Raw genomic sequence first — 25,307 nt, forward strand, 5'->3', positions numbered from 1 at the left:
TTTGTTTATTCAGGATATTCAATTCTTAAATGATAAATATTTGATAATTTATGTTTTAGAACCTTTTTTATAGATTGTATTTCTTTAAAAGTAATATCAGCATTTAAAAACTGACCACTTTCCATTTGCTTATTAATAATCGTTTCTACAAATTCATTAATCTTTGTACTTGTTGGCTCTTTTAAACTCTTAGATGCAGCTTCTACACTATCACACATCATTAATATTGCCGTTTCTTTACTAAAAGGTTTTGGTCCAGGATATGTAAAATCTTTTATATCAACATTTTCATCTTTGGCCTTTTCTTTCATGTAAAAATAATATACCAAACTGGTACCATGATGAGTTCTGATAAAATCAATGACTCTGTCTGGTAAATTATATTTTTTCGCTATCTCTATGCCTTTAATAGCATGGTTGATAATAATTTTTGCACTCTCTTTACTAGACAATTCATCATGAGGATTAATACCTGTACTTTGATTTTCTGTAAAATACGTCGGATTATTCATTTTACCAATATCATGATACAACGCTCCTACTCTAATAAGCATAGCATTGGCGCCAATCTCATTTGCAGATGCTTCCGCCAAATTAGCTACATTTAACGAATGATGAAAAGTTCCTGGTGCTTTATTAGACAGCTCTTTAAGTAATTTTGTATTGGTGTCTGATAATTCTAATAACGAAACATCGGACACTAAACCAAATATTTTCTCATAGATGTAAATCAATGGCTGAACAAATAAGGTTGCCAGTCCACACAAAATAAACAAACCAAATGTTTCCCATTTTAGACCTGTTAATTGCCCTTCGTGAATAACAAAAAAAGCAAAATAGGCAATGATATAGATAAATGTAATTTGTCCTACCGAAATAAATAGATTTGCGCGTTTATACAATTCTGAAACGGTTAAGATCGTAACCATACCAGCAATAATTTGTAGAAACATATATTCATAACTATTAGGAACAATAAAACCTAAAAGTAAAACCGTAAGTACATGAGCAAACAGCCCTAATCTCGCATCAAAAAAGGCTTTTAAGACTAATGGTAGTATACATAATGGTACAACATAAATGTATTGAGAGTTAAAATTAATAACCAAAGTCGTTAATAATATCATTAACGAAATATTGAAGAAAATAAACGTAACCTTAGTATTATTTAAAAACACTTCTGTTCTATATTTCTTAAGAAACAGCAATAACATCAGTAATGCCAATGCCACTAATAACGTATAAGCCACCAATACCCAATTGTAATTTTTAGTATTCCAAATATGGGATTCATATTCAGATTTTAAAGAACTTAAAATATCATATTGATGTTCTTCAATTACTTGTCCTTTAGAAACGATTAATTGATCTTTTTCAATTTGACCTCTAGTTAATGAAATTTTTGATAACTCTTCATCAAGCACCTTATCACTTAGACTTTTATTGAGACTAAGATTCGGTTTTAATACATCGAAAAAAACCGAAACCATCCGATTTTTTGTGGTTTCATTGAAACCAGTACCAAATTCATTTTCAACAAATTTTCGCAGATCTCCTAATTTGTATAATCTATCAAACTGTATTTCATTAAACACTTTATTAGACTTCACTAATACGACCATCCTATCGCTAGCGTAGTTGTAATCTACATCTAAAATACCAGCACTATAGAACTTATTAATTAATTGTTTACCTTTTTTGTATAAACTAGTTTGCTCTATATTAAAAGCACTGGAGTCTTTAAAAACCTGATTAAACTTATCTAAGTACTCTGAATTGACTTGCTCAACAATATCTTCATTGATATTAAAATATAAAGGACTGTGATTTTCTATTTCTCGTTTTTCCTTTTCTATTTCATCTGAAGTCTTTTTTATTGCAAAATTAAAAGGTGCGTATAAGTTTTCGGACTGCCATGGTTTACTTTTTTCAAAAGAATACCTAAACTTACCTGTTTTAGGGAATAGATAAACAATAAACAGCGTCGTTAATAGGTATAACAATATTTTGTAGCCTAGGGCATGATTTTTATACCATTTATTGAAGAATGTATTCATATACAATCAAATGTAATAAATATTAAAACTTTAAAAGTGCAATATCAATAATACATTCTCAAATCTCTTAAAAAATGTTTAATTTCGCAACATATAATATCAAACTTAATTTATAATGAATAAGGAAGTCGTTATTGTTTCAGCGGTTAGAACTCCGATAGGAAGTTTTCTAGGGAGTCTTTCTACGATACCAGCGCCACGACTAGGTGCAGCTGCTATTAAAGGGGCATTAGATAAAATTAATCTAGAGGTCAATCTTGTCGATGAAGTAATAATGGGTAATGTCGTACAAGCAGGTACAGGACAAGCTCCAGCAAGACAAGCTGCAATTTACGCAGGATTACCGAATACCATTCCTTGTACGACAATAAATAAAGTTTGTGCATCTGGTATGAAAGCCGTTATGCAAGCTGCGCAAGCCATTCAATTAAGTGATGCAGATGTTGTCATAGCAGGCGGCATGGAAAACATGAGTGCTATACCACATTATTTTCATGCGCGTAAAGGCACAAAATTTGGTCCGTCTACATTAGAAGATGGCATGCAAAAAGATGGTTTAGTTGATGCCTACGACAATAATGCCATGGGTGTTTGTGCAGATGCTTGCGCCACTGAATATAAATTCTCTAGAGAAGATCAAGACGCGTATGCCATTCAATCGTATGAACGCTCTAAAGCGGCTTGGGATGAAGGAAAATTTAAAGAAGAAGTAATAGCAATTAAAGTACCACAGCGTCGTGGTGAACCTGTGATTGTAGATACTGATGAAGAGTATACCAATGTAAGAATGGATAAAATACCAGCATTACGTCCTGCATTTACCAAAGATGGAACGGTTACTGCTGCCAACGCCTCCACCATCAATGATGGTGCAGCAGCTATGGTATTGATGAGTAAAACCAAAGCTGATGAATTAGGTTTAAAACCTTTAGTTACTATCAAAGGGTATGCTGATGCTGCACAAGAGCCAGAATGGTTTACAACGGCACCTGCAAAAGCTTTACCTAAGGCATTAGCAAAGGCAAACATAGAACTTGGTGATGTCGATTATTTTGAATTTAACGAAGCTTTTTCAGTCGTTGGTCTAGCAAATATGAAAATTTTAGGCCTTAATGACAGTAATGTTAACGTTAATGGAGGCGCTGTATCATTAGGACACCCACTTGGATGTTCTGGTGCCAGAATTTTAGTGACGTTAATTAATGTGTTACATCAAAAAAATGCTAAACTTGGAGCTGCCGCAATTTGTAATGGTGGTGGTGGTGCTTCTGCATTAATTTTAGAACGCGCTTAACCAAATTCTATGCAGTACGGCATTTGCAATCTTGGAATTGTACCAATAAGATTTGAACCTAGTGATACTAGTGAAATGGTAACACAGGCATTATATGGTGACTTTTTTAAAGTGCTCGAGAAACGTAAAAAATGGAGTCGAGTTAGAATTGCATTCGATAAATATGAAGGTTGGATTGACAATAAACAATACTCAGAAATTAAAGAAGACGATTATGTAAATCTACAATCAGCTGATATTAACTTATCAAAAGATTTAATTGAATTTGTTGTAGATAAAACCAACAACTTATACCCTATTCCAATGGGTTCTAACCTAAATGGTCTTGCCCTATTAGAGCATCGTTTTGATGGCAATGTGATAGCCTCAAAATCACCTAAATCTAATTTAATTGCCACATCTTTTATGTACTTAAATGCGCCCTATTTTTGGGGTGGTAAAACACCATTTGGAATAGATTGTTCTGGTTTTACACAAATGGTTTACAGACTTAATGGATATACATTACTTAGAGATGCATCAGAGCAGGCTACACAAGGAGAAGCTTTAAGTTTTATTGAAGAAAGTGAACCAGGAGATTTAGCCTTTTTTGATAATTCTGAAGGTCATATTACTCATGTTGGTATCATAATGGAAGACAATTACATCATACATGCACATGGTAAGGTTAGAATTGACAGACTAGATCACAGCGGTATTTATAACAAAGAAAAAAATAGCCATACCCATAAACTGAGAGTGATTAAAAAAATTATATAAAAAAAGCGACTAAACATTAGTCGCTTTTTTTTATAATTAAATTTATTTCTAATTGCCTGATTGAATTTCATCAATCTTTGCTTTCATCATTTTGGACTTTTCAGCATCACCTAAAGCACCATAAATATTTTTTAATTGACCATAAATATCTAAATTTTTAGATAATGGATTATTTTCTAAAAAGTTTTCTAAAATTTCAGCACCTTTCGTAAAATATTTACTTTTTTGAATTTTAAGCTCATCATAGCGTTTATTATCCGCTGAACTTGTACCTAACGAATACATCTCATCATTAAGTGCGTTACCTTTATTCACCTCAATTGTAGATAAATTTAAAACAGCGTCAGCATAATCTGGTTGTAAGCTAAGTGCTTTAGAAAAATAAGTTTGCGCATCTTCCATTTGACCAGTATTCATTGCTAAAACACCAACATTAAAATTTAAATCTGGATTTTCAGGATCCATAGACAAGGCTTTTTTGTACAGTTGAGATGCTTTTTCCTTATTATCAAGTTTTAAATAAACATTACCTTCAGATAAAATTAAATTATAATCATCTGGGTTTTCTGCTTTTGCATCTTCAATGGCACCCAAAGCCTTTTCATGTTCACCTTGAGAAACATATATCAATGCAATATTCTTAACGACCTCTGCTATTTTTGAAGGGCTTTTGTGATCTCTTGGTTTACTATGCGACTTTGCTTTAATATATAAATCTCTAGACGTTTTATCTGGAAATGATTCTTCTTTTCCTGTTTCATTATTTAATGCATAATAATTTATTTCAGTGCCATCATACCCTAAGTTTTTTAACTGAATATAATAATCCAAAGCAGTGTCATAATCTGGCTGTGAAACTGCCGCTGACGCAGCATAGTATAGGTAAATTGTATCTTTTGGAGATAGCTTATAAATTTTTTCAAATCGATCTGCCGCTGCTTCAAAATTATTACTCTTATATGCTTCATTCGCTTTAGTGATAAACTTATTAAACATTTCAGATTTCATTTCATTGGCTTGCTCAGTATATTTAAGCTTCCCTATTGAAGATTCTAAAGTTTTCAATTTATCTAAAGTAACAATAGCCTCATCAACATTTGCATCTGTACCTGCACCATTAGCATATAATGATTTGGCTTTTAAAAAATAAAATTTGGCTTTAGTCTTATCGTCCATATTATCAATTAAAGCTTCTGCAGATGCAACAGCTGCTTTAGCGTCGGAGAAGTTTACATTCTTAAGTGCTTTCTCAACGGCCTTTAACTCATCTTTTTGAGCGTAAGACATTGAACCAACTGCCAATAAAAGCACTAATGTCATTAATTTTTTCATCTTGTAATAAATAGTTTATTGTTAAATATTAGTTTTCGTTTTCATTATTATCAATAGTCGTACCATCTTCGTTAGGTATTTCATTTTCAGACACATCGCCTTCATTTAATGCGCCTTCAATATCTTCAACACCCTCATCTTCATCTTTCATCACTTTTGCAACAGCGGCAATAGAATCATTTCCTTTAAGATTTATAAGTTTAACACCTTGTGTTGCTCTTCCCATAACACGTAAATCCGCCACAGCCATTCTTATAGCAATACCAGATTTATTGATAATCATTAAATCATCATCATCGGTTACATTCTTAATAGATACTAAATTTCCAGTTTTTTCGGTAATAGAAATCGTTTTTACACCTTTTCCTCCTCTATTTGTAATTCTATAATCTTCTAGACTAGAACGCTTTCCATATCCGTTTTCTGAAACCACTAGAATATTGCTTTCCATATCATCTACAGCAATCATTCCTATTACTTCATCTGTTTTTTCATCTTGAAGCCTTATACCTCTAACACCAGAAGCATTTCTACCCATTGGTCTTGTTTTAGCTTCTTCAAATCTAATAGCTTTCCCAGATTTTAGCGCTAGCATTACTTGACTTTCTCCTGTCGTTAACTTCGCTTCTAATAATACATCATCTTCTTTAATGGTAATTGCATTAATACCGTTAGATCTTGGGCGCGAATACTGTTCTAATGACGTTTTCTTTACTTGCCCTTTTTTAGTTGCCATAATGACATAATGGTTATTGATGTACTCTTCATCCTTGAGATCTTGTGTACATATAAACGCCATTACCTTGTCATCTTGCTCTATGTTTATTAAGTTCTGAATTGCTCTTCCTTTTGAGGTCTTAGATCCTTCTGGAATTTCATACACACGCATCCAAAAACATTTTCCTTTCTCTGTAAAGAATAACATATATTGATGGTTAGTACCTACAAATAAATGTTCTAAGAAATCTTCATTTCGCGTTGTAGATGCTTTTTGACCAACACCTCCTCTATTCTGAGTTTTATATTCAGACAACGATGTACGTTTTACATATCCTGCATGAGAAATTGTAATTACAACCTGCTCATCTGGTATCATATCCTCGATACTTAAATCACCACCAGCATATTCTATAACCGAACGACGATCATCACCATATTTATCTCTTACAACTATTAGCTCTTCTTTAATAATATCCATTCGACGTTCTTTTTTGTCTAAGATATCCTTAAGATCAATAATTGTTTTCATTATTTCTTCATACTCGGCACGTAGTTTATCTTGCTCTAAGCCAGTTAACTGACGTAATCGCATTTCTACAATGGCCTTAGCCTGTATTTCTGATAGCTCAAAACGCGCTATCAAGTTATTTCGAGCTTCTTCAGCATTAGAAGAGGCACGAATTATTTTTATCACTTCATCAATATTATCTGAAGCTATAATTAAGCCTTCTAAAATATGTGCTCGTTCTTCGGCTTTACGTAATTCGTATGTAGTACGCCTTACAACAACTTCATGTCTGTGCTCAACAAAATAATGAATCAACTCCTTTAGATTCAGTAATTGTGGCTTACCATTTACTAAGGCAATATTATTTACACTAAACGATGATTGTAAAGCGGTATACTTATATAATTTATTTAAAACAATATTAGGAATCGCGTCACGCTTTAACACATAAACAATTCGCATTCCGTTTCTATCAGACTCATCTCTAATAGTAGAGATTCCTTCTAGCTTTTTATCATTAACAAGATCTGCTGTCTTCTTAATCATATCTGCTTTATTCACCTGATAAGGAATTTCTGTGACAACCACACATTCTCTTCCTTGTACTTCTTCTATTATTGCTTTTCCTCGCATTACAATACGTCCGCGACCAGTATGAAATGCTTCCTTAACACCATCATAACCATAAATGGTTCCACCAGTTGGAAAATCTGGTGCTTTAATGTGCTGCATTAATTCATCTATTTCAATATCATTATTTTCAATAAATGCCACAGTTCCATTAACCACTTCTGTTAAGTTATGAGGCGGCATATTTGTCGCCATACCAACAGCAATACCTGAAGCTCCATTAACCAGTAAACCTGGAATACGAGTAGGAAGAACCGTTGGCTCCTCTAATGTATCATCAAAGTTTAATTTATGGTCTACTGTTTCTTTATCAATATCTGCTAACATATCCTCAGATATCTTGCGCATTCTTGCTTCGGTATAACGCATTGCCGCAGGACTATCACCATCTACAGAACCAAAATTTCCTTGGCCATCAATTAACATATATCGTAAACTCCATTCTTGAGCCATACGAACCATTGCATCATATACTGACGTATCACCATGTGGATGGTACTTACCTAAAACTTCACCGACAATTCTTGCAGACTTTTTATGTGCGCCACTTGCTCTAACACCCAACTCATGCATACCGTAAAGCACACGTCTATGAACTGGTTTTAAACCATCTCTTACATCTGGTAATGCACGTGACACAATGACTGACATTGAATAATCAATGTAAGCCGATTTCATTTCATCTTCAATGTTAATTGGAATGAGTTTTTCTCCTTCTGCCATATATAAAATTAATTAGTTTTTTAAATTTTCAATAACGTGCTAATATAACCAAATTACCACTGTTTTTAGATAAATTTAATAAGCTTTTAAGCTTTTTTTATTAACAATATTTAATATCTTTTTGGTTAATAAGTATCTCAATATTTACTTTGATTTAAAATGCATTTTTATTCTCTTCGTTATCAACATAAATGATACAACCAAAAAACAAAGTTTAGAAATTAAATCATTCATTTTTATCAGTCTTCTATTGTACTAAAAAATAAAACCTTAGCTCAAAATCTATTACGGTTTTATCAATAAAAAATGAATTAAAAATTTCAGAATAACTTCAAACATTTTAAAAATCATTTGGTTTAGGTACGGTTTTTGCCTATTACCTAATATGTTTTTATTATTTTTAAAGCAGAAAGGAATATAGTATGGATGATAATTTTTCCCCAAGAGTTAAAGATGTTATTGCTTACAGCAAAGAAGAAGCATTACGTTTAGGTCATGATTTTATAGGCACAGAGCATTTAATGCTTGGTCTTTTAAGAGATGGTAACGGTAAAGCTATTGATATTTTAGGTGCATTAGAAGTAGATCTCAATCATTTAAGACGTAAAGTAGAGATCCTTAGTCCTGCCAACCCAAATATCGTAACAACATCTAATGAAAAAAAGAACTTGCATCTAACAAGGCAAGCAGAGCGTGCTTTAAAAACAACGTTTTTAGAAGCTAAACTGTTTCAGAGCACCTCCATAAACACAGCACATTTATTATTGTGCATTTTAAGAAATGAAAATGATCCTACTACAAAGCTATTAAACAAGCTTAAAGTGGATTATGATAACGTAAAAGAAGAATTTAAATCTATGGCAACGAACGAAGATGATTATTTAGAAACTCCTAAAGCGGAGTCGTTTTCTGATGATGATATAAATGAAGAAGAAGACGCTAAACAAAATCCATTTGGTGGACAAGCAGGCAAGACGAATAAAAAATCAAAAACGCCTGTTTTAGATAATTTTGGTAGAGACCTAACTGTCCTTGCAGAAGAAGGAAAATTAGATCCGGTTGTAGGACGAGAAAAAGAAATACAACGTGTCTCTCAAATATTAAGTCGAAGAAAGAAAAACAATCCCTTATTAATAGGTGAACCTGGTGTTGGTAAATCCGCTATAGCAGAAGGTCTAGCGCTTAGAATAGTGAAACGAAAAGTATCACGCACCTTATTTAATAAACGTGTTGTAACCTTAGACTTAGCTAGTTTGGTAGCTGGTACTAAATATAGAGGCCAATTTGAAGAACGCATGAAAGCCGTTATGAATGAACTTGAAAAGAATGATGATATCATACTTTTTATAGATGAAATTCATACCATTGTTGGCGCAGGTGGAGCTACTGGTAGCCTAGATGCCTCTAATATGTTTAAACCTGCATTGGCAAGAGGCGAAATACAATGTATTGGTGCAACAACGTTAGATGAGTACAGACAATACATAGAAAAAGATGGCGCCTTAGAACGTCGTTTTCAAAAAGTAATTGTTGAGCCTACGTCTGTAGAAGAAACCATTGAAATCCTTAATAATATTAAAGGTAAATACGAAGAACATCATAATGTTGATTATACAGATGAAGCGATTGAAGCTTGTGTGAAATTGACGAATCGTTATATGACAGAACGTTTCTTACCAGACAAAGCTATTGACGCCTTAGATGAAGCTGGTTCTCGTGTTCATATTACCAATATTGATGTTCCTAAACAGATTCTTGAATTAGAAAAGAAACTTGAAGAAGTCAAAGAAACCAAAAACAGTGTTGTTAAAAAGCAAAAATATGAAGAGGCGGCAAAACTAAGAGATGACGAAAAACGTCTTGAAAAAGAATTAGCAACTGCTCAAGAAAAATGGGAAGAAGAAACCAAACAACATAAGGAAGTTGTTACAGAGGACAATGTGGCTGATGTCGTTTCTATGATGACCGGAATTCCTGTAAATAAAATTGCGCAAACTGAAATTAATAAATTAGCGCAATTACCAGATTTAATTAAAGGGAAAGTCATAGGACAAAACCAAGCCGTTGCAAAGGTTGTTAAAGCAATTCAGAGAAACAGAGCCGGACTTAAAGACCCAAATAAACCAATTGGTTCATTTATATTTTTAGGTCAAACAGGTGTTGGTAAAACACAGTTAGCTAAAGTGTTAGCTAGAGAATTATTTGACAGTGATGATGCACTCGTAAGAATTGACATGAGTGAATACATGGAGAAATTTGCCATTTCGCGATTAATAGGTGCGCCTCCAGGATATGTAGGTTACGAAGAAGGTGGTCAATTAACAGAGAAAATAAGACGCAAACCTTACGCTGTAGTTTTACTTGATGAAATTGAAAAAGCACATCCAGATGTTTTTAATATGCTATTGCAAGTCTTAGACGATGGTTATTTAACAGATAGCTTAGGACGTAAAATTGATTTTAGAAATACTATCATAATTATGACCTCAAATATTGGTGCTAGAAAACTTAAAGAGTTTGGTACTGGTGTAGGTTTTGGTACGTCTGCAGCAATTGCACAAGAATCTGACCATGCCAAAGCAGTTATTGAAAATGCACTTAAAAAAGCATTTGCACCTGAATTCTTAAATAGAATTGATGACGTTATTGTTTTCAATGCCTTAGAAAAAGAAGACATCGGAAAAATAATTGATATCGAATTAGTTAAGCTTATAGAAAGAATAAAAGGCTTAGGCTATACACTTAATCTTACTGAAAAAGCAAAAGATTATATCGCGGAAAAAGGGTTTGACAAACAATATGGAGCACGACCTTTAAATAGAGCAATTCAAAAATATGTAGAAGATGCTCTAGCCGAAGAAATAATTAATTCTAAAATACATGAAGGTGATACAATTACAATGGATTTAGATACTAAAACAGATGAATTAAAAATTAAAATAAAGTCATCTGGCAAAACTACGGAATCTTAAATTGCCTTAACTATTATTAAAAACTCCTTCATTTCGAAGGAGTTTTTTTATACTTTTAATATTCATATCAATCATTCAATGAATAAAACAGTAGAAACTGAATTTTGCACCGTTAATTTTTACGAGAATTATATTATAACCATTATAAAAGAAGGTATTCATATAGAGCAATATCATAATGAAACCTTAATTAATATGGCTGAAGATCATTATAAATCCACGCCTTTTGTTTATATCACTCATAGAATACATTCTTATTCCGTAAACCCTAACATATACAAAACCACCTCTAAAATGAAAAGTTTGGCTGGTTTTGCTGTAGTGACTAAAGATTATAAAGCGTTAAAAAATGCCCAAATTGAAAAGTTATTCTTAAATAAACCTTTTGAAATATTTTCAAATTTAGAAGACGCTCTTACTTGGAAAGATGAGCTCTTAAATTCTAAATAAATTTAGAAACAAACGTATATGTTTTCCATGCATATCTTACAAGACAACTTTATCTTACACAATTCATGGAAATTTATGATTTTATACCAAATTGTAAATGTCCTATTTTAAATCATAAGAATTTAAAAACAGTTCTTCTATTTCAATATCTACATCTTTTAAAAATTGAATAGATGCTTGAATATCGTCATGTAACACTTCATCGACCTTAATAAAAGGAACCACTTTTCGGTATTGTTCTAAAAACGATTCTAATAAAGGCGAGGTTTTAAGTGGTCTTCTAAATTCTATAGCTTGGGACGCATTCATTAATTCTATAGCAATGACACGTTCTACATTTTTCACTAACGTGTAAGCTTGCGTAGCTGCATTTGCTCCCATACTAACATGATCTTCTTGGCCGTTACTAGACACAATACTATCTACACTCGCTGGTGTAGCCAATTGTTTATTAGCGCTGACAATACTGGCAGCTGTATATTGCGGAATCATAAACCCAGAATTTAAACCAGGATTATCAACTAAAAAAGCCGGCAAACCTCGTAAACCCGAAACCAATTGAAACACACGACGTTCTGATATGTTTCCAATTTCTGCCATAGCAATTTTTAAATAATCTAAAGCCAATGCCAATGGTTGACCATGAAAATTTCCACCAGAAATAATTAAATCTTCTTCATGAAAAATATTAGGATTATCTGTAACCGAATTAATTTCCGTTAACATTACCTTTTCAACAAAATCTAAAGTATCCTTTGTGGCTCCATGAACCTGAGGAATACATCGAAATGAATAAGGGTCTTGTACATGTTCCTTTTCTCGTGAAATGAGCTCACTTCCTTTTAAAAATTCATTAAAGCGTCTTGCCACTTTTCGTTGACCTGGATGAGGACGAACGGCATGAACTAAATCATGAAAAGGATCTAAACGACCATCAAAAGCATCTAAAGAAATACTGGCAATGATATCTGCTAAATACGATGTTTTATGCGACATTAATAATAAATACACACCATAAGCACTCATAAATTGTGTACCATTAAGTAAAGCTAATCCTTCTTTGGCTTGAAGGGTAATAGGTTCCCAATTGTATTCTTCTAAGAGTTGAGCTGCTTCATATTCTTTGTTGTTATGCACCACTTTTCCTTTACCTAATAAAGGTAAGGCCAAATGTGCTAATGGTGCTAAATCGCCTGAAGCACCTAATGAACCTTGTGTAAATACAAATGGAAATATATCATTATTAAAAAACTCAATAAGCCGCTCAACAGTTGCTAACTGAACGCCACTATGCCCATAACTTAAGGACTGTATTTTTAAAAGTAACATCACTTTTACGACAGATTCTGGTACACGCTCACCAGTACCACAGGCATGCGACATCACTAAATTTTCTTGTAATTGACTTAAATCGGCATCAGAAATTTTCACATTATACAATGAACCAAAACCCGTATTAATACCATACATTGGTTTTTTATTTCGTGCTAATTTAGCATCTAAATACGATTTACATTTCTCAATGTTTTCTATTGATTCTTCAGAAAGCTTAAGCTTCTTATTCTTATAGAAAATATTGTAAATAGTTACAATATCTAAAGCCTTTGAAGAAATAATATGATAGTCATTCATTGTTTAAAATATTTAGTACTCAAAATTGAGAATATTTTTACACTTTACAAGGATTTGTTAATAATTCATTCCAACTTTGTAATTGGTTATTAATGTTTATTTTTGTCATTGAAAAAAAATAAAAAATGAAAAGATTATTATTACTTGTTATTGCTGTAACATTAGTCGCTTGTAAAGGCGAACCTAAGGACTACGTTACACTTTCTGGGAAAATTGCAAATCCTGATGAAAGTAAAACCTTGAAAATTTTTAAAGGTAAAAGTTACGAAAAAATCATAAATTTAAATGATGATGGGACTTTTAAAGACACATTAAAAGTTGTGGAAGGCGATTATAATTTTCAGCATGGTAAGGAATATGGAACCATCTTTTTAAAAAACGACAACACCTCTGAATTTGAAACTGATTATAATACTTTTATTGATTCTATGATTTTTAAAGGAGATGGTGCTGATACAAATAACTTTTCGTTACAATCTTTTGTTTTAGGAAAAGATCATTTTAATGAGACTCTTGTTTCTAGAGGCAGTAAAGAAGAGGTAGAACAAGCGCTTGAAAACTACAAATCTGCATACCAAGATTTAAAGACTAAATATCCATCAGTAGATTCTACTCATATCGCTATTATGGATAAAAATATAAATAGAACTGTTCAACAAATAAATCAATTTGTTAGTTCTAAATTCGCTGTAATTAGTGCATTACCTAAAGGTACACCCTCTCCTACTTTTGAAAATTATGAAAACTATTCAGGAGGTAATTTGTCGCTTTCAGATTTAAAGGGAAAATATATTTATATTGACATTTGGGCCACTTGGTGTCCTCCTTGTATTAGAGAAATTCCTTCTCTTAAGAAGCTTGAAAAGCAGTATCATGGAAAAAACATTGAATTTGTAAGTATTTCTGTAGATAATGGTCGTGGTTATAAAAACGATGCCGCAGCAGCATATCAAGGCTGGAAAAAAATGGTAGCAGATAAAGAACTAACTGGCATTCAATTGTTTGCAGACAATGGATTTCAGTCGGACTTTATTAAAAACTATAAAATTTCTGGGATTCCTAGATTTATTTTGATTGATCCTGCCGGAAATATCGTAAATGCAGATGCTCCTAGACCTTCAAATCGTAGTTTAATTGAACTATTCGATGATTTAGGGATTTAAAAACGAATAACGAAATAAAAAGCCTGACTAAATTATAGTCAGGCTTTTTTTATTCCTTAATTTTCTTCTTGTTCCTCTTGTTGCGCTTCTTGAGGTGCCTCTGGCTTTTTAAATAAGTCCAAAAAGGCTTTTCCCATTCCATTAATTATATGGCTTGCTATTAAACTTTGATAGCCATAAGCTTCTAGTTCAATATCCGCAGATTTGCCATGCAGATATACCGCAAATATGGTAGCAGATAATTGCTCATAACCTTGCGCTATTAAAGCACAAATTATTCCTGTTAAGACATCTCCACTTCCTGCTGTGGCCATACCAGGATTTCCTGTTGTATTTATGTAAATTTTATCTTGAAATGCAGTTACTGTATTAGCTCCTTTTATAACTACAATGAGGTTATATTTTTTTGAAAAAGCTTTTACCTTTTTTAATTTATCAAAATCATCTGACCATTTACCAATTAAACGTTCTAATTCTTTAGGATGTGGTGTAAGGATGGTAAATTCTGGTAGTAATTTTAATAGCGCTTTCTTTTTTGATAAAATATTAAGTCCATCAGCATCAATAACCAATGGTTTTTTATTTTCCTTTAAAAACGCTTCAAAGGTTTTAACCGTTCTGGCAGAAACACCAAGTCCTACGCCTACTCCTATCACAGTCGGTTCTATATCATAACTAATATTAGTAATGTGTGTGTCATCACTATCTGTAATTACCATCACCTCTGGTATAGCAGATTGCAAACTGTGATAACCACACTTTGGGGTATAAGCTGTAACCAAACCAGCACCAGCACTTAATGCTGCTCTACTCGCTAAATTTACGGCTCCAACTTTACCATAGCTTCCACCAATGATCATAACGTGACCAAAATCTCCTTTATGAGAAAACTTGTCTCTAGGTTTATATAGTGGTAATACTTCATGTTTAGAAATAAGTTCTACCTCAGTCTCCGTTTTTATCAAATACTCACGATCAATGCCAATATCTAATGCTTCCCACTGAATGGTAAATTTTGCTGTTTCTGGTAGAAAGAAAACTAGTTTAGGCGACTGAAAACTTAATGTGTAATTGGCATTAACAACATTGTTATCATCTTCAACCTTTCGGTCTGTATATAAGCCAGAAGGAATATCAATAGATAATGTAAAGGCTCTAGAAATTCTAAATTGCTCAAACAGTGCTTTTACCCAATCATTTGGTGGACGGTTTAAACCAATTCCGAAAACCGCATCTACTATAATATCTTCTTCATTTATGACAATTTCAGAAAAATCGTCTTTACAACTAAGCATTTTTGGCCAATCCTTAGTCACATTTTTTATGCGATCGTAATTAATTAAAAAATCTTTAGAACGTTTATCACTACAATTAACAATATAGGTGACTACATTATAACCATGAGTAATTAAATGCCTTGCTAAAACTAAACCATCACCACCATTATTACCAATACCACAAAACACGTGAATGGGTACTTGAGCTCCTTGCATACGCAAATGAATCCAATTAAAAATTTGAATTCCTGCACGCTCCATTAAATCTGTAGAAGTTATATTTTGGCGCTCTGTTGTAAGCTTATCGCCTTCATATATTTGTTCTTTTGAAAATAATTTCATGTAAAAATTTATTGTCTATTATATTAATATTAATTCTATCTTATATTTAAATTAAGGCATAACGCTAAATTAATTTATCATAAGTTCAATCTAAAACTAAAATGCTTCTACGGAATTAAAATTCGCTTTTTTTTCAATAGTGAAAATTAAATATTTTTTAAAAATGCCTACTTTTTAATAAAAAGAATGCGACTTTTCTGTTAATTCCTTAAAAAGAATAGATTAGTTTTTTTATTGTCATAAAAATAATACTTTTGGTTTGTAATGAAGAAAAATAACAAAATATCATCAATAATTATAGGCAACTCTAACAGCATGACGATTACTACGTTTTTCATTTCAACTATTATTACCCTTTGGGGTAATTTATAATATGCACTTCGTCCCTTATAGTCTTTTTAGACATTTTATTCTCTTAAATTTAAAAATATGAAAGTTCTCAAATTTGGCGGAACATCTGTAGGTTCAGCCGAAAACATAAATAAAGTAATATCTATATTAGAAACACATTCTAAAAACAGCAAAATTGCAGTTGTGGTATCTGCGGTTGGTGGTATTACCGACAAATTATTAGAAGCTGCTCAATTAGCTTGTAATAAAGACCAAGATTATAAACTGAAATACGACACCATTTGGTCTATCCATAATAAAGTCATTGAAGGCTTATTTGAAAACCCAGACAACAATAGTGTTTTACAAAAACAACAAGACGACTTACGCGAATTAATTACAGAAAAACTCAACGATTTAAAAAGTTTATTAAATGGTATTTTTCTAATTAATGAATTATCGCCACAGACTAAAGACAAATTATTGAGTTTTGGAGAAGCGTTGTCTTCTACCATAATTTACCATACCCTTAAGTCTAGACAATTAGATGCGGCTCTAAAAAACTCACAAGAAGTTATTGTCACAGATTCTAACTTTAATAATGCTGTGGTTAATTTTGATGTTACAAATGCTAACATTCAAGCATTTTTTAAATCAAACTCTAATGCTATAGTATTGTTTCCTGGTTTTGTTTCTAAATCTGCACATGGCGAAATTACAACCTTAGGTCGTGGTGGATCTGATTATACCGCAGCAATTATCGCAGCTGCTATGGATGCCGATGAATTACAAATTTGGACAGATGTAAGTGGTATGTTTACAACGAATCCTAAATTAGTAAAACAAGCATCTCCTATCGTAGAATTATCTTATCAAGAAGCTGTAGAATTATCGCATTTTGGTGCAAAGGTGTTATATCCTCCAACTGTTATGCCTGTACTAAAGAAGGAAATCCCTATTGTTATAAAAAACACTATGGAACCTGAAGCTGTAGGAACAACAATAACCAAACATATAACAAACACAGACCACGCGCCTGTAAAAGGTATCAGTAATATAGAAAATATTGCTCTACTTACACTGCAAGGTAATGGTATGGTAGGTGTACCAGGTTTTAGCAAACGTTTGTTTGAAACTTTAGCTCAAGAAAAAATAAACATTATTTTAATAACCCAATCCTCTTCAGAACACTCCATATGTTTTGGTATTTCTGCCAATGATGCACTACGTGCAAAAGAGGTAATTGATTCGGTTTTTGAATATGAAATAGCGTTGCAAAAAATAGATCCAATCGTTGTTGAAACCGATTTATCTATCATCGCTGTAATTGGTGATAAAATGAAAAGTCATCAAGGTATAAGCGGAAAAATGTTTAGTACGCTTGGTAAAAACAATGTCAATATTAGAGCGATTGCTCAAGGTGCTTCTGAGCGTAATATTTCGGCAATAATTCATAAAAATGACGTAAAAAAAGCTCTAAATAGTTTACACGAACAGTTTTTTGAAATAAAAACGAAACAAATTAATCTGTTTATTACAGGTGTAGGTAATGTTGGCGAACGACTTATTGAACAAATAAAGCAACAAAAAGCATACGTTAAAGAGAACTTTAAAATCAACCTAAGAGTTGCAGGTTTATCAAACTCTAGAAAAATGGTTGTAAATGATGAAGGTATTAATCTTAAAAATTGGAAAGAGCAATTAGACGCTGGCGAAACAGCAAGTTTAGGAGGATTCTTTGAGCATGCAAAATCCTTAAATTTAAGAAATTCTGTTTTTGTAGATATTACTGCAAACGAAGCGGTTTCTAACATTTATGGCGAATATCTAAAACAAAGTATTTCTGTTGTCGCTTGTAACAAAATTGCATGTTCTGGTAATATTGAATATTACAATGAGTTAAAAACATTATCCCGTAAATACAATGCTTCATTCTTATTTGAAACCAATGTTGGTGCAGGTTTACCGGTTATTGACACATTAAGTCATTTAATAACTTCTGGAGACAAAATCAATACAATTCAAGCTGTTTTATCTGGTAGCTTAAACTTTATTTTCAATAATTTTAATGCTGAAACTACATTTTATGATGTGGTAAAACAAGCACAAGAAGAAGGTTACACAGAACCTGACCCAAGAATTGATTTAAGTGGAATTGATGTAGCACGTAAGGTCTTAATTTTAGCTAGAGAAAGTGGATACGCTATTGAGCTTGCCGATTTAGAAAGTGATAATTTCTTAACCGATGCCGCAATGAATGCAAACTCAGTCGATGATTTCTTTGAAACTTTAAAAACCGACGAAGCGTACTACCAAAGTCTATTTAAATCTGCTGAAGACAAAAATTGCCAATTAAAATTTGTGGCAGAATTTAACGACGGAAAAGCAAAAGTAGGCCTTAAAGAAATCCCTGAAGGTCATCCTTTTTATAACCTAAAAGGAAAAGATAATATTGTTATGTTTTACACACAACGCTATCCAGAACAGCCTATGATAATAAAAGGTGCTGGTGCTGGTGCAGATGTTACAGCTTCTGGTTTATTTGCAGATATAATAAGAGTTGCTAATAATTAATGATGACCGCTTTAGCGGATAGTAAACATGAAAAACGAAATCAAAATATTTTCGCCTGCAACAGTCGCAAATGTCGCTTGTGGATTTGATGTCCTTGGCTTTTGTTTAGATACCATTGGCGATGAAATGGTTATTAGAAAAACCCAAGAAAAAGGGATTAAAATCACAAAGATTGAAGGGTACGACCTTCCTTTTGAGGCTGAAAAGAATGTCGCTGGTGTTTCTGCCTTAGCCATGTACAACGCCTTACAACCAGACTGTGGTTTTGAGATTGAAATTTACAAAAAGATAAAACCAGGCAGTGGAATTGGTAGTAGTTCTGCAAGTGCAGCAGGAAGTGTTTTTGGAATGAATGAATTACTTGGCAATCCATTAAACAAAACTGAATTAACAAACTATGCTATGAAAGGCGAAGCCTTAGCTAGTAAATGTGAGCATGCAGATAATTTAGCGCCTGCTATTTTTGGTGGATTTACCTTAGTAAAAAGTGCTTGTCCTCTTAAAGTATTAGAATTACCAACACCTTCTGATTTATTTGCGACGTTAATTCATCCGCAAATTGAAATTAAAACCTCAGAATCTAGAGCCATTTTACCAAAAGACATTCCTTTAGCAAATGCCATAACACAATGGGCCAATGTTGGTAGCTTAGTCCATGGTTTGCACACTTCAGATTATGATTTATTAAAAGAATCGTTATCTGATGTTATAATAGAACCGTACAGAAAACAACTCATTCCGCATTTTGACGACGTTAAATCTGCTGCATTAGAAGCTGGTGCATTAGGTTGTGCCATTTCGGGTTCTGGTCCTTCTATTTTTATGTTAAGTAAAACTGAAGCAACCGCCAAAACAGTAGAACAAGCCATACGCAAGGTCTATTCTCAAACAGATATCAAATTTGAAACTTATGTTTCTAAAATTAATACCCAAGGAATTAGAATTTTGTAGAAATGACAGAAAACAAATGACAGAGGACGGAAGATGGATAACGGAAAATTGAAATTTCAAAATTAAGACCATGAATAAATTCAAATTTGAAAAGCTAATTATTTGGCAAGATGCTATGGATTTTGGAGAAGTTATTAATGTTGTCTCACAAGAATTCCCTGATAAGGAAAAATTCAATTTAAAATCTCAAATTATGAGAGCTGTAGATTCTGTCGCTCTTAATATCTCTGAAGGTTCTATTGGTCAATCTAATCCTGAACAACGCAAATTTATAGGATATTCAATGCGTTCTTTAGCCGAAGTTGTGACCTGCTTATTTAAAGCTAAAAGAAGAAACTATATTATAGAAGAAAAATTTACTGAACTATACAACTCTGCATTCCATTTAATGAACAAAATGGCTGCATTCAAAAGAAATATTAAATAAAAAAAACACCACTAGATAGCGGACTTCAGTCATCTGTCATCGGTCAAATAATTATGAACTATTACTCTCTAAATAAAACAGCACCAAATACAACCTTCGCAGACGCAGTAGTCCGTGGACTTGCGCCAGATAAAGGTTTATATTTTCCTGAATCAATTACACCTTTAGATCCTTCTTTTTTTGAAACTATTGAAGATAAATCACATACAGAGATTGCCTTTGAAGCCATCAAACAATTTATTCTTCCTGAAATTCCGGAAGACGTTTTAAAAACCATAGTTGAAGAGACATTAAATTTCGATTTTCCAGTGGTTCAACTTAATGAAAACATTTCTACATTAGAATTGTTTCATGGGCCAACCATGGCATTTAAAGATGTTGGTGCACGTTTTATGGCAAGATGTTTAGGCTATTTTAATAAATCTAACACTAAAGATGTCACAGTTTTAGTAGCAACTTCAGGAGATACAGGAGGTGCTGTAGCTAATGGATTCCTTGGTGTAAAAGGCGTAAATGTTGTTATACTTTATCCTAGTGGTAAAGTAAGTGATATTCAAGAAAAACAATTAACCACTTTAGGACAAAATATTACAGCTTTAGAAGTAGATGGCGTTTTTGATGATTGCCAAGACATGGTGAAGCGAGCGTTTATGGACAAAGAGTTAACGAGTAAAATGCAATTAACATCTGCAAATTCAATAAATATTGCGCGTTGGTTACCACAATTGTTTTACTTTATGTTTACTTATAAACAATTAAAGTCTAAACATAAAGACATTGCGTTTTCAGTGCCTAGTGGCAATTTTGGAAACATTTGTGCTGGTATGGTAGCTCAAAAATTAGGATTACCAGTAAAACACTTTATCGCAGCAAACAATGCTAATGATACGGTTGTAAACTATATGATTTCTCAAACTTACAATCCTAAACCATCGGTTCAGACCATTAGTAATGCTATGGATGTTGGAAATCCGAGTAATTTTATACGCATCCAAGAATTACATAATAATAACTTTGATGCTCTAAAAGCAAATTTATCGTCGTATAGTTTTACAGACGAAGCTACTAAAGACGCCTTGCTAGAAATCTATAACGAACACAATTATGTTGCCGATCCACATGGCGCAGTTGGTTATTTAGGTGCTAAAAAATATTTAGAAAATAATGATGCACATGTGGTGTTTTTAGAAACAGCACATCCAACAAAATTCTTAGATGTTGTAGAAGAGGTCATTGAAACATCAGTACCACTTCCTTCACAAATTGAAGCTGTGATGGATAAAGAAAAAGTAGCGATTAAAGTGAGTTCTTATGAAGGTTTAAAGACGTTTTTACTCCGCTAAGTCAACGTTTTCAATTTATTATTTGGTGAATTTTTGTGGTTAATAATGAATGTTATCAAAATTTAACACACTAATTATCATTCGTTTACATATTTATTGATTAATTTTATTTGCGCTAATACTCATTATTAACTTAGATAAAATTCATTGATATGTCCAAACGGTTACTACTACTTTACATCATTCTAGTTTGTAATACAACTATCTATTCTCAAACTAAAGGTGATACATGGCATTTAGAGTTTGACAAGGCACCAAATTGGTCAGAAATTGATAAAAAAATACATACACTGTATTACTATGACAATGAATTTTTAATTGCGTACGACTATCTAAACAACAATGAACTTTGGAAAGTAGCATTAAAAGACTACAAAAATTCTGAATTTATTTTTACTCAAGACAAACCATTTCTAAAAATTACTGATCAAAAAGCCTTTACAACTAACAATAGAAGTAAAAAAGCGATTGTTATAAATAGATTTTCTGGTGAGGTTTTGTTTAATACTAACGCTGTTGAAGAATTTAACAATTCTTCAGTATACTATTCTAAAGACCATAACTATGTATTGTTGTTTCGAAAAGAGGTCGTCAAAAAGGATAAAAAAAACAATATAAAGCGCCATGTTAATTGGTATTTAACATTGGTTAAAATGGAAAATTCTAAAAGTTTATGGACCGTTAAATTGCCACCAAAAGAAAACGGTATTTTAGGACGAAACTTTGAACATGGTCCCATTGCGTCAGATCAAACCGTAATGTTTTCTTTTGATGGTGCTCTCGTAGGTTATTCCATTGAAGATGGCACATTAATCTGGAAGAAAAACATCCTTAGTGAAAAAATAAGCACGTTAAACATTTCCGATAAAAGCACTCGAAACAAAGGTTTCTTGGCAATTTATAAATCTAAAAACAAGTCTACATTCCCTATGAATTATCTAAGTATAGATACTGGTGAAGCACTTTGGGAAGAAGACTTTGATTTAGGCCATTATTACAACATAACCTTTGGACCAAATCAAATCATTGTACGCTGTGCAAACGGTTTCAATTATATCGATTATGATGGTAAAAAACAATGGCCTAATAATGCACCTGTAACAGGAAAAATAGAAAAAATATATGCTCAAGATAACGGACATCTTATTATAAGTAGTGTTGACAATAAATTATTTGCAAATTGGCTAAATGAAGATTTAAGTTATGTTTTTGATACGCCTAAACCTGTGTCCAGTAAACATATAATTGAAGGTATTAAATTAGACGATTACCTAATACTAATAGAACCTTTTGCTATTTATACGTTTGATCTTTCCACAAAACAACGCATCGCTAGAATTCCATTTAGAGAAAAGTTTAATTATACTATCGATAAAAATGCTAAAACCATTGTATATACCAAATCGGGTAAAAATGAACAGCCATTTATCTTAAATTTTAAAGCAGAAAAACCAAACGCCTTTTTAGACCAAATTTCATTTACGAAAAAGAATGATAGCGTAATGCGGATAGAAACATCTAACAACAAATTCTCTTTTATCTCTCGAAATGAATTAATTAAATACGACGCCAACGGAACTGAAATAAAACGACTGTATTACCCACCAAAATTTAATTCCTTAAAGACTATTGCTTCTATTGGAGCTATAGCGTTTGGTACCATATTCGCGGAAGAAACTTCTAGGATTAATGGAGAAATTTATAAAGCCGGACTAAAGGATTTAAATAATTTAGCAGATGAGATGACAACGGTTTATTTATTTAACGAACTCGGATCACCGCAATTAGGTATGGGTTTTGTAGCAGGAGCAACGGTTAATAATTTTTTAAATCAATTTGAACGTAATACCACGTATAATCCATATAACAAAATTGATAATTTATGGATGCATCGTAGCCAATTAGACAGTGGAAAATGGGGACTTCGAATTATAGATATTGAAAATACAGAAGAACTTCATCAATTTGAAATGGGAAAAGATAAAAATTTTGAATACACTGTTGATGCCTTTTCACAAGTCATAATTAGTTCTTCAGACAAGGAAATTATTTTTAACAAATTTTAATCCGTAATTAGAAACAGCAAGGTATTCCTTTATATTAAAAATTGTAGTGTCGTTTTTCCTTCAACTTTAAAAAAAATAATTACTTTGTACAGTATAGAATGAATTATTGAACCTCATGCCAAAAACACTATACTCCATCTATGTTATAGAACTTTCTAAACGTGTGTTCACAGAAAATGCTAAGTTTAGAAAAGCTAATCCACAATTTAATGGTGTTTTAGAATGTTTATATGTTGGCATGACGAGTAAAACGCCAAAAGAGAGATTTCTTCAGCATAAAACAGGTCATAGAAATAAGAAAGGTTATAAAATCTCTTCAAACATTGTAGAGAAATACGGTACGTATTTACGTCCGAGTTTATACAATCATATAGATCCTTTTTTTACACGCGCCGAAGCGCTCAAGGCCGAGGAACAAATTACTTTAGAACTCAGACGAGAAGGCTATGCGGTTTGGTCTAATTAAACCACCACGAATTTTTTTAAAGTTTCTTCGTATATTTTTTCATACATAGGTACAATGTTTCTTAAATCGAATTTTTCAGACTGAATTTTGGCATTAGCCTTAAACTGACTTAAAGTAGCATCGTTAGATAAGATTTTAATTGCATTTTTAGACATGTCATGTATTGCATTAACATCACTTAAATAACCTGAAAAACCATCTGCATTTATTTCTGGTAAACCGCCTGTATTCGTAGAAATTACAGGTACTCCATTAGACATGGCTTCAAGCGCAGCTAAACCAAAACTTTCGGTTTTTGATGGTAATAAAAATAAATCACTGAAACATAAGATTCTGTCAATTTCATTACTATTTCCTAAGAACACAACACGATCTGTAATACCCAATTCTTCTACCAATCGCTCTGCTCCTTCCTTTTCTGGCCCTTCGCCTACCAACATTAGTTTTGCTGGCAATTCCTTTTGAATATTATAGAATATCTTAATAACATCTGGTATTTGTTTCACTTCCCTTAAGTTACTAATATGAGTAATAATACGCTCATGGTCTTCAGCCATCATTCCGCGCTGACAATCTGTAAACTTCTGATCTATTTTTTCTATATCAATAAAATTAGGCACAACATGGATGTCTTCTTTTATATCAAATAAACGTAAGGTGTCTTTTTTAAGACTCTCTGAAACTGAAGTTACGGCATCAGACTTATTAATACTAAAAGTAACTGCTGGTTTGTAAAAAGGATGACTACCTACTAACGTTATATCGGTTCCATGCAACGTTGTTACTATTGGCACTATAATTCCTTCTTCTTCTAACATTTGTTGTGCCATAAACGCAGCATAGGCATGCGGAATTGCGTAATGTACATGCAATAGCTCAATACCATACAATTTAACCATATCAACTAATTTGCTTGATAAAGCTAATTCATAAGGCTGATAATGAAATAAAGGATACTCAGGAACATGTACTTCATGAAAATGTACATTGTTACTTAATAGTTCTAATCTAACAGGTTGGCTATACGTTATAAAATGAATCTCATGACCTCGCTTTGAGAGCTCAATTCCTAATTCTGTTGCAACAACGCCACTTCCTCCAAATGTTGGGTAACAAACTACTCCTATTTTCATGTAATATCTTTAGTTATCAGTATTAAATTTAAATCGAAAAACCTTTTGTTTTGCTATAGTCGAAATAAATTTAAAGTCCTTTCTGACTTATTATTTTTATCTCAAGTTAGCATTTTTAGATAGTCTCAGTTATAACTTTAATATCTTTTTAACTTTCA

Annotated in this window: 17 protein-coding genes; 11 read left to right on the top strand and 6 right to left on the bottom strand. The window is 32.5% G+C overall.

From position 1 onward, the window contains the following. Nucleotides 1-5 precede the first annotated feature (5 nt). Nucleotides 6-2,057 carry an HD family phosphohydrolase gene (locus tag HNV08_RS09395; protein WP_173281045.1) on the bottom strand — a complete coding sequence of 684 codons (2,052 nt, stop codon included), beginning with the start codon at nt 2,055-2,057 and terminating at the stop codon, nt 6-8. Between the two features lie 115 nt (nt 2,058-2,172). On the opposite strand from HNV08_RS09395, the gene HNV08_RS09400 reads away from it, so the two are divergent. After that, nucleotides 2,173-3,351 (top strand): acetyl-CoA C-acyltransferase, encoded by a 1,179-nt coding sequence (locus HNV08_RS09400; RefSeq protein WP_173281046.1) that lies wholly within the window; start codon nt 2,173-2,175, stop codon nt 3,349-3,351. Nucleotides 3,352-3,360: 9 nt separating this feature from the next. Then, on the top strand, nt 3,361-4,110 hold the full coding sequence (locus tag HNV08_RS09405; RefSeq protein ID WP_173281047.1) for a C40 family peptidase: 750 nt from the start codon (nt 3,361-3,363) through the stop codon (nt 4,108-4,110). Between the two features lie 48 nt (nt 4,111-4,158). On the opposite strand, the gene HNV08_RS09410 is transcribed toward HNV08_RS09405, so the two are convergent. Both HNV08_RS09410 and gyrA read right to left on the bottom strand, forming a co-directional pair. Next, entirely contained in the window at nt 4,159-5,442 is a 1,284-nt protein-coding gene (locus HNV08_RS09410) for a tetratricopeptide repeat protein (RefSeq protein ID WP_173281048.1), read from the bottom strand. 28 nt (nt 5,443-5,470) lie between these two features. After that, a complete protein-coding gene (gyrA, locus tag HNV08_RS09415; RefSeq protein WP_173281049.1) occupies nt 5,471-8,023 on the bottom strand; it encodes a DNA gyrase subunit A in 2,553 nt (850 codons plus the stop codon). A 422-nt stretch (nt 8,024-8,445) separates the two neighbouring features. Between gyrA and HNV08_RS09420 the strand changes: the two genes are divergently transcribed. Together HNV08_RS09420 and HNV08_RS09425 are read left to right on the top strand one after the other, a co-directional pair. Beyond that, the gene (locus HNV08_RS09420; protein WP_173281050.1) at nt 8,446-10,995 is read left to right on the top strand and encodes an ATP-dependent Clp protease ATP-binding subunit; all 2,550 of its coding nucleotides are present in this window, start codon (nt 8,446-8,448) and stop codon (nt 10,993-10,995) included. Nucleotides 10,996-11,073: 78 nt separating this feature from the next. Further along, nucleotides 11,074-11,445 (top strand): hypothetical protein, encoded by a 372-nt coding sequence (locus HNV08_RS09425; RefSeq protein WP_173281051.1) that lies wholly within the window; start codon nt 11,074-11,076, stop codon nt 11,443-11,445. Between the two features lie 102 nt (nt 11,446-11,547). Here the strand turns inward: HNV08_RS09425 and hutH are convergent, their stop codons facing one another. Next, the gene (hutH, locus tag HNV08_RS09430; protein ID WP_173281052.1) at nt 11,548-13,077 is read right to left on the bottom strand and encodes a histidine ammonia-lyase; all 1,530 of its coding nucleotides are present in this window, start codon (nt 13,075-13,077) and stop codon (nt 11,548-11,550) included. Between the two features lie 125 nt (nt 13,078-13,202). Here hutH and HNV08_RS09435 point away from each other — a divergent pair, with 125 nt between their 5' ends. Then, nucleotides 13,203-14,240 carry a TlpA family protein disulfide reductase gene (locus tag HNV08_RS09435; protein ID WP_173281053.1) on the top strand — a complete coding sequence of 346 codons (1,038 nt, stop codon included), beginning with the start codon at nt 13,203-13,205 and terminating at the stop codon, nt 14,238-14,240. Between the two features lie 56 nt (nt 14,241-14,296). Here HNV08_RS09435 and HNV08_RS09440 read toward each other — a convergent pair whose 3' ends face one another. Then, nucleotides 14,297-15,859, bottom strand: coding sequence for an NAD(P)H-hydrate dehydratase (locus HNV08_RS09440; RefSeq protein WP_173281054.1), 1,563 nt, complete (start codon nt 15,857-15,859; stop codon nt 14,297-14,299). 429 nt (nt 15,860-16,288) lie between these two features. Here HNV08_RS09440 and thrA point away from each other — a divergent pair, with 429 nt between their 5' ends. From thrA to HNV08_RS09470, 6 genes are all read left to right on the top strand, one after another. Then, nucleotides 16,289-18,763, top strand: coding sequence for a bifunctional aspartate kinase/homoserine dehydrogenase I (gene thrA / locus HNV08_RS09445; RefSeq protein ID WP_173281055.1), 2,475 nt, complete (start codon nt 16,289-16,291; stop codon nt 18,761-18,763). A 27-nt stretch (nt 18,764-18,790) separates the two neighbouring features. Continuing rightward, nucleotides 18,791-19,714 carry a homoserine kinase gene (locus HNV08_RS09450; RefSeq protein WP_173281056.1) on the top strand — a complete coding sequence of 308 codons (924 nt, stop codon included), beginning with the start codon at nt 18,791-18,793 and terminating at the stop codon, nt 19,712-19,714. A gap of 70 nt (nt 19,715-19,784) precedes the next feature. Further along, on the top strand, nt 19,785-20,141 hold the full coding sequence (locus tag HNV08_RS09455; protein ID WP_173281057.1) for a four helix bundle protein: 357 nt from the start codon (nt 19,785-19,787) through the stop codon (nt 20,139-20,141). A gap of 53 nt (nt 20,142-20,194) precedes the next feature. Then, nucleotides 20,195-21,484 (top strand): threonine synthase, encoded by a 1,290-nt coding sequence (gene thrC, locus HNV08_RS09460; protein WP_173281058.1) that lies wholly within the window; start codon nt 20,195-20,197, stop codon nt 21,482-21,484. 152 nt (nt 21,485-21,636) lie between these two features. Continuing rightward, nucleotides 21,637-23,550: an outer membrane protein assembly factor BamB family protein gene (locus HNV08_RS09465; RefSeq protein ID WP_173281059.1), complete on the top strand. Its 1,914-nt coding sequence runs from the start codon at nt 21,637-21,639 to the stop codon at nt 23,548-23,550. A 115-nt stretch (nt 23,551-23,665) separates the two neighbouring features. Further along, on the top strand, nt 23,666-24,016 hold the full coding sequence (locus HNV08_RS09470) for a ribose-5-phosphate isomerase (protein ID WP_173281060.1): 351 nt from the start codon (nt 23,666-23,668) through the stop codon (nt 24,014-24,016). On the opposite strand, the gene bshA is transcribed toward HNV08_RS09470, so the two are convergent. Then, nucleotides 24,013-25,149: an N-acetyl-alpha-D-glucosaminyl L-malate synthase BshA gene (gene bshA / locus HNV08_RS09475; RefSeq protein ID WP_173281061.1), complete on the bottom strand. Its 1,137-nt coding sequence runs from the start codon at nt 25,147-25,149 to the stop codon at nt 24,013-24,015. The two genes, HNV08_RS09470 and bshA, sit on opposite strands and share 4 nt — an antisense overlap. Between the last annotated feature and the right edge of the window lie 158 nt (nt 25,150-25,307).

This window comes from Winogradskyella eckloniae, assembly GCF_013249045.1.
In the GTDB taxonomy this organism is placed as follows: domain Bacteria; phylum Bacteroidota; class Bacteroidia; order Flavobacteriales; family Flavobacteriaceae; genus Winogradskyella; species Winogradskyella eckloniae.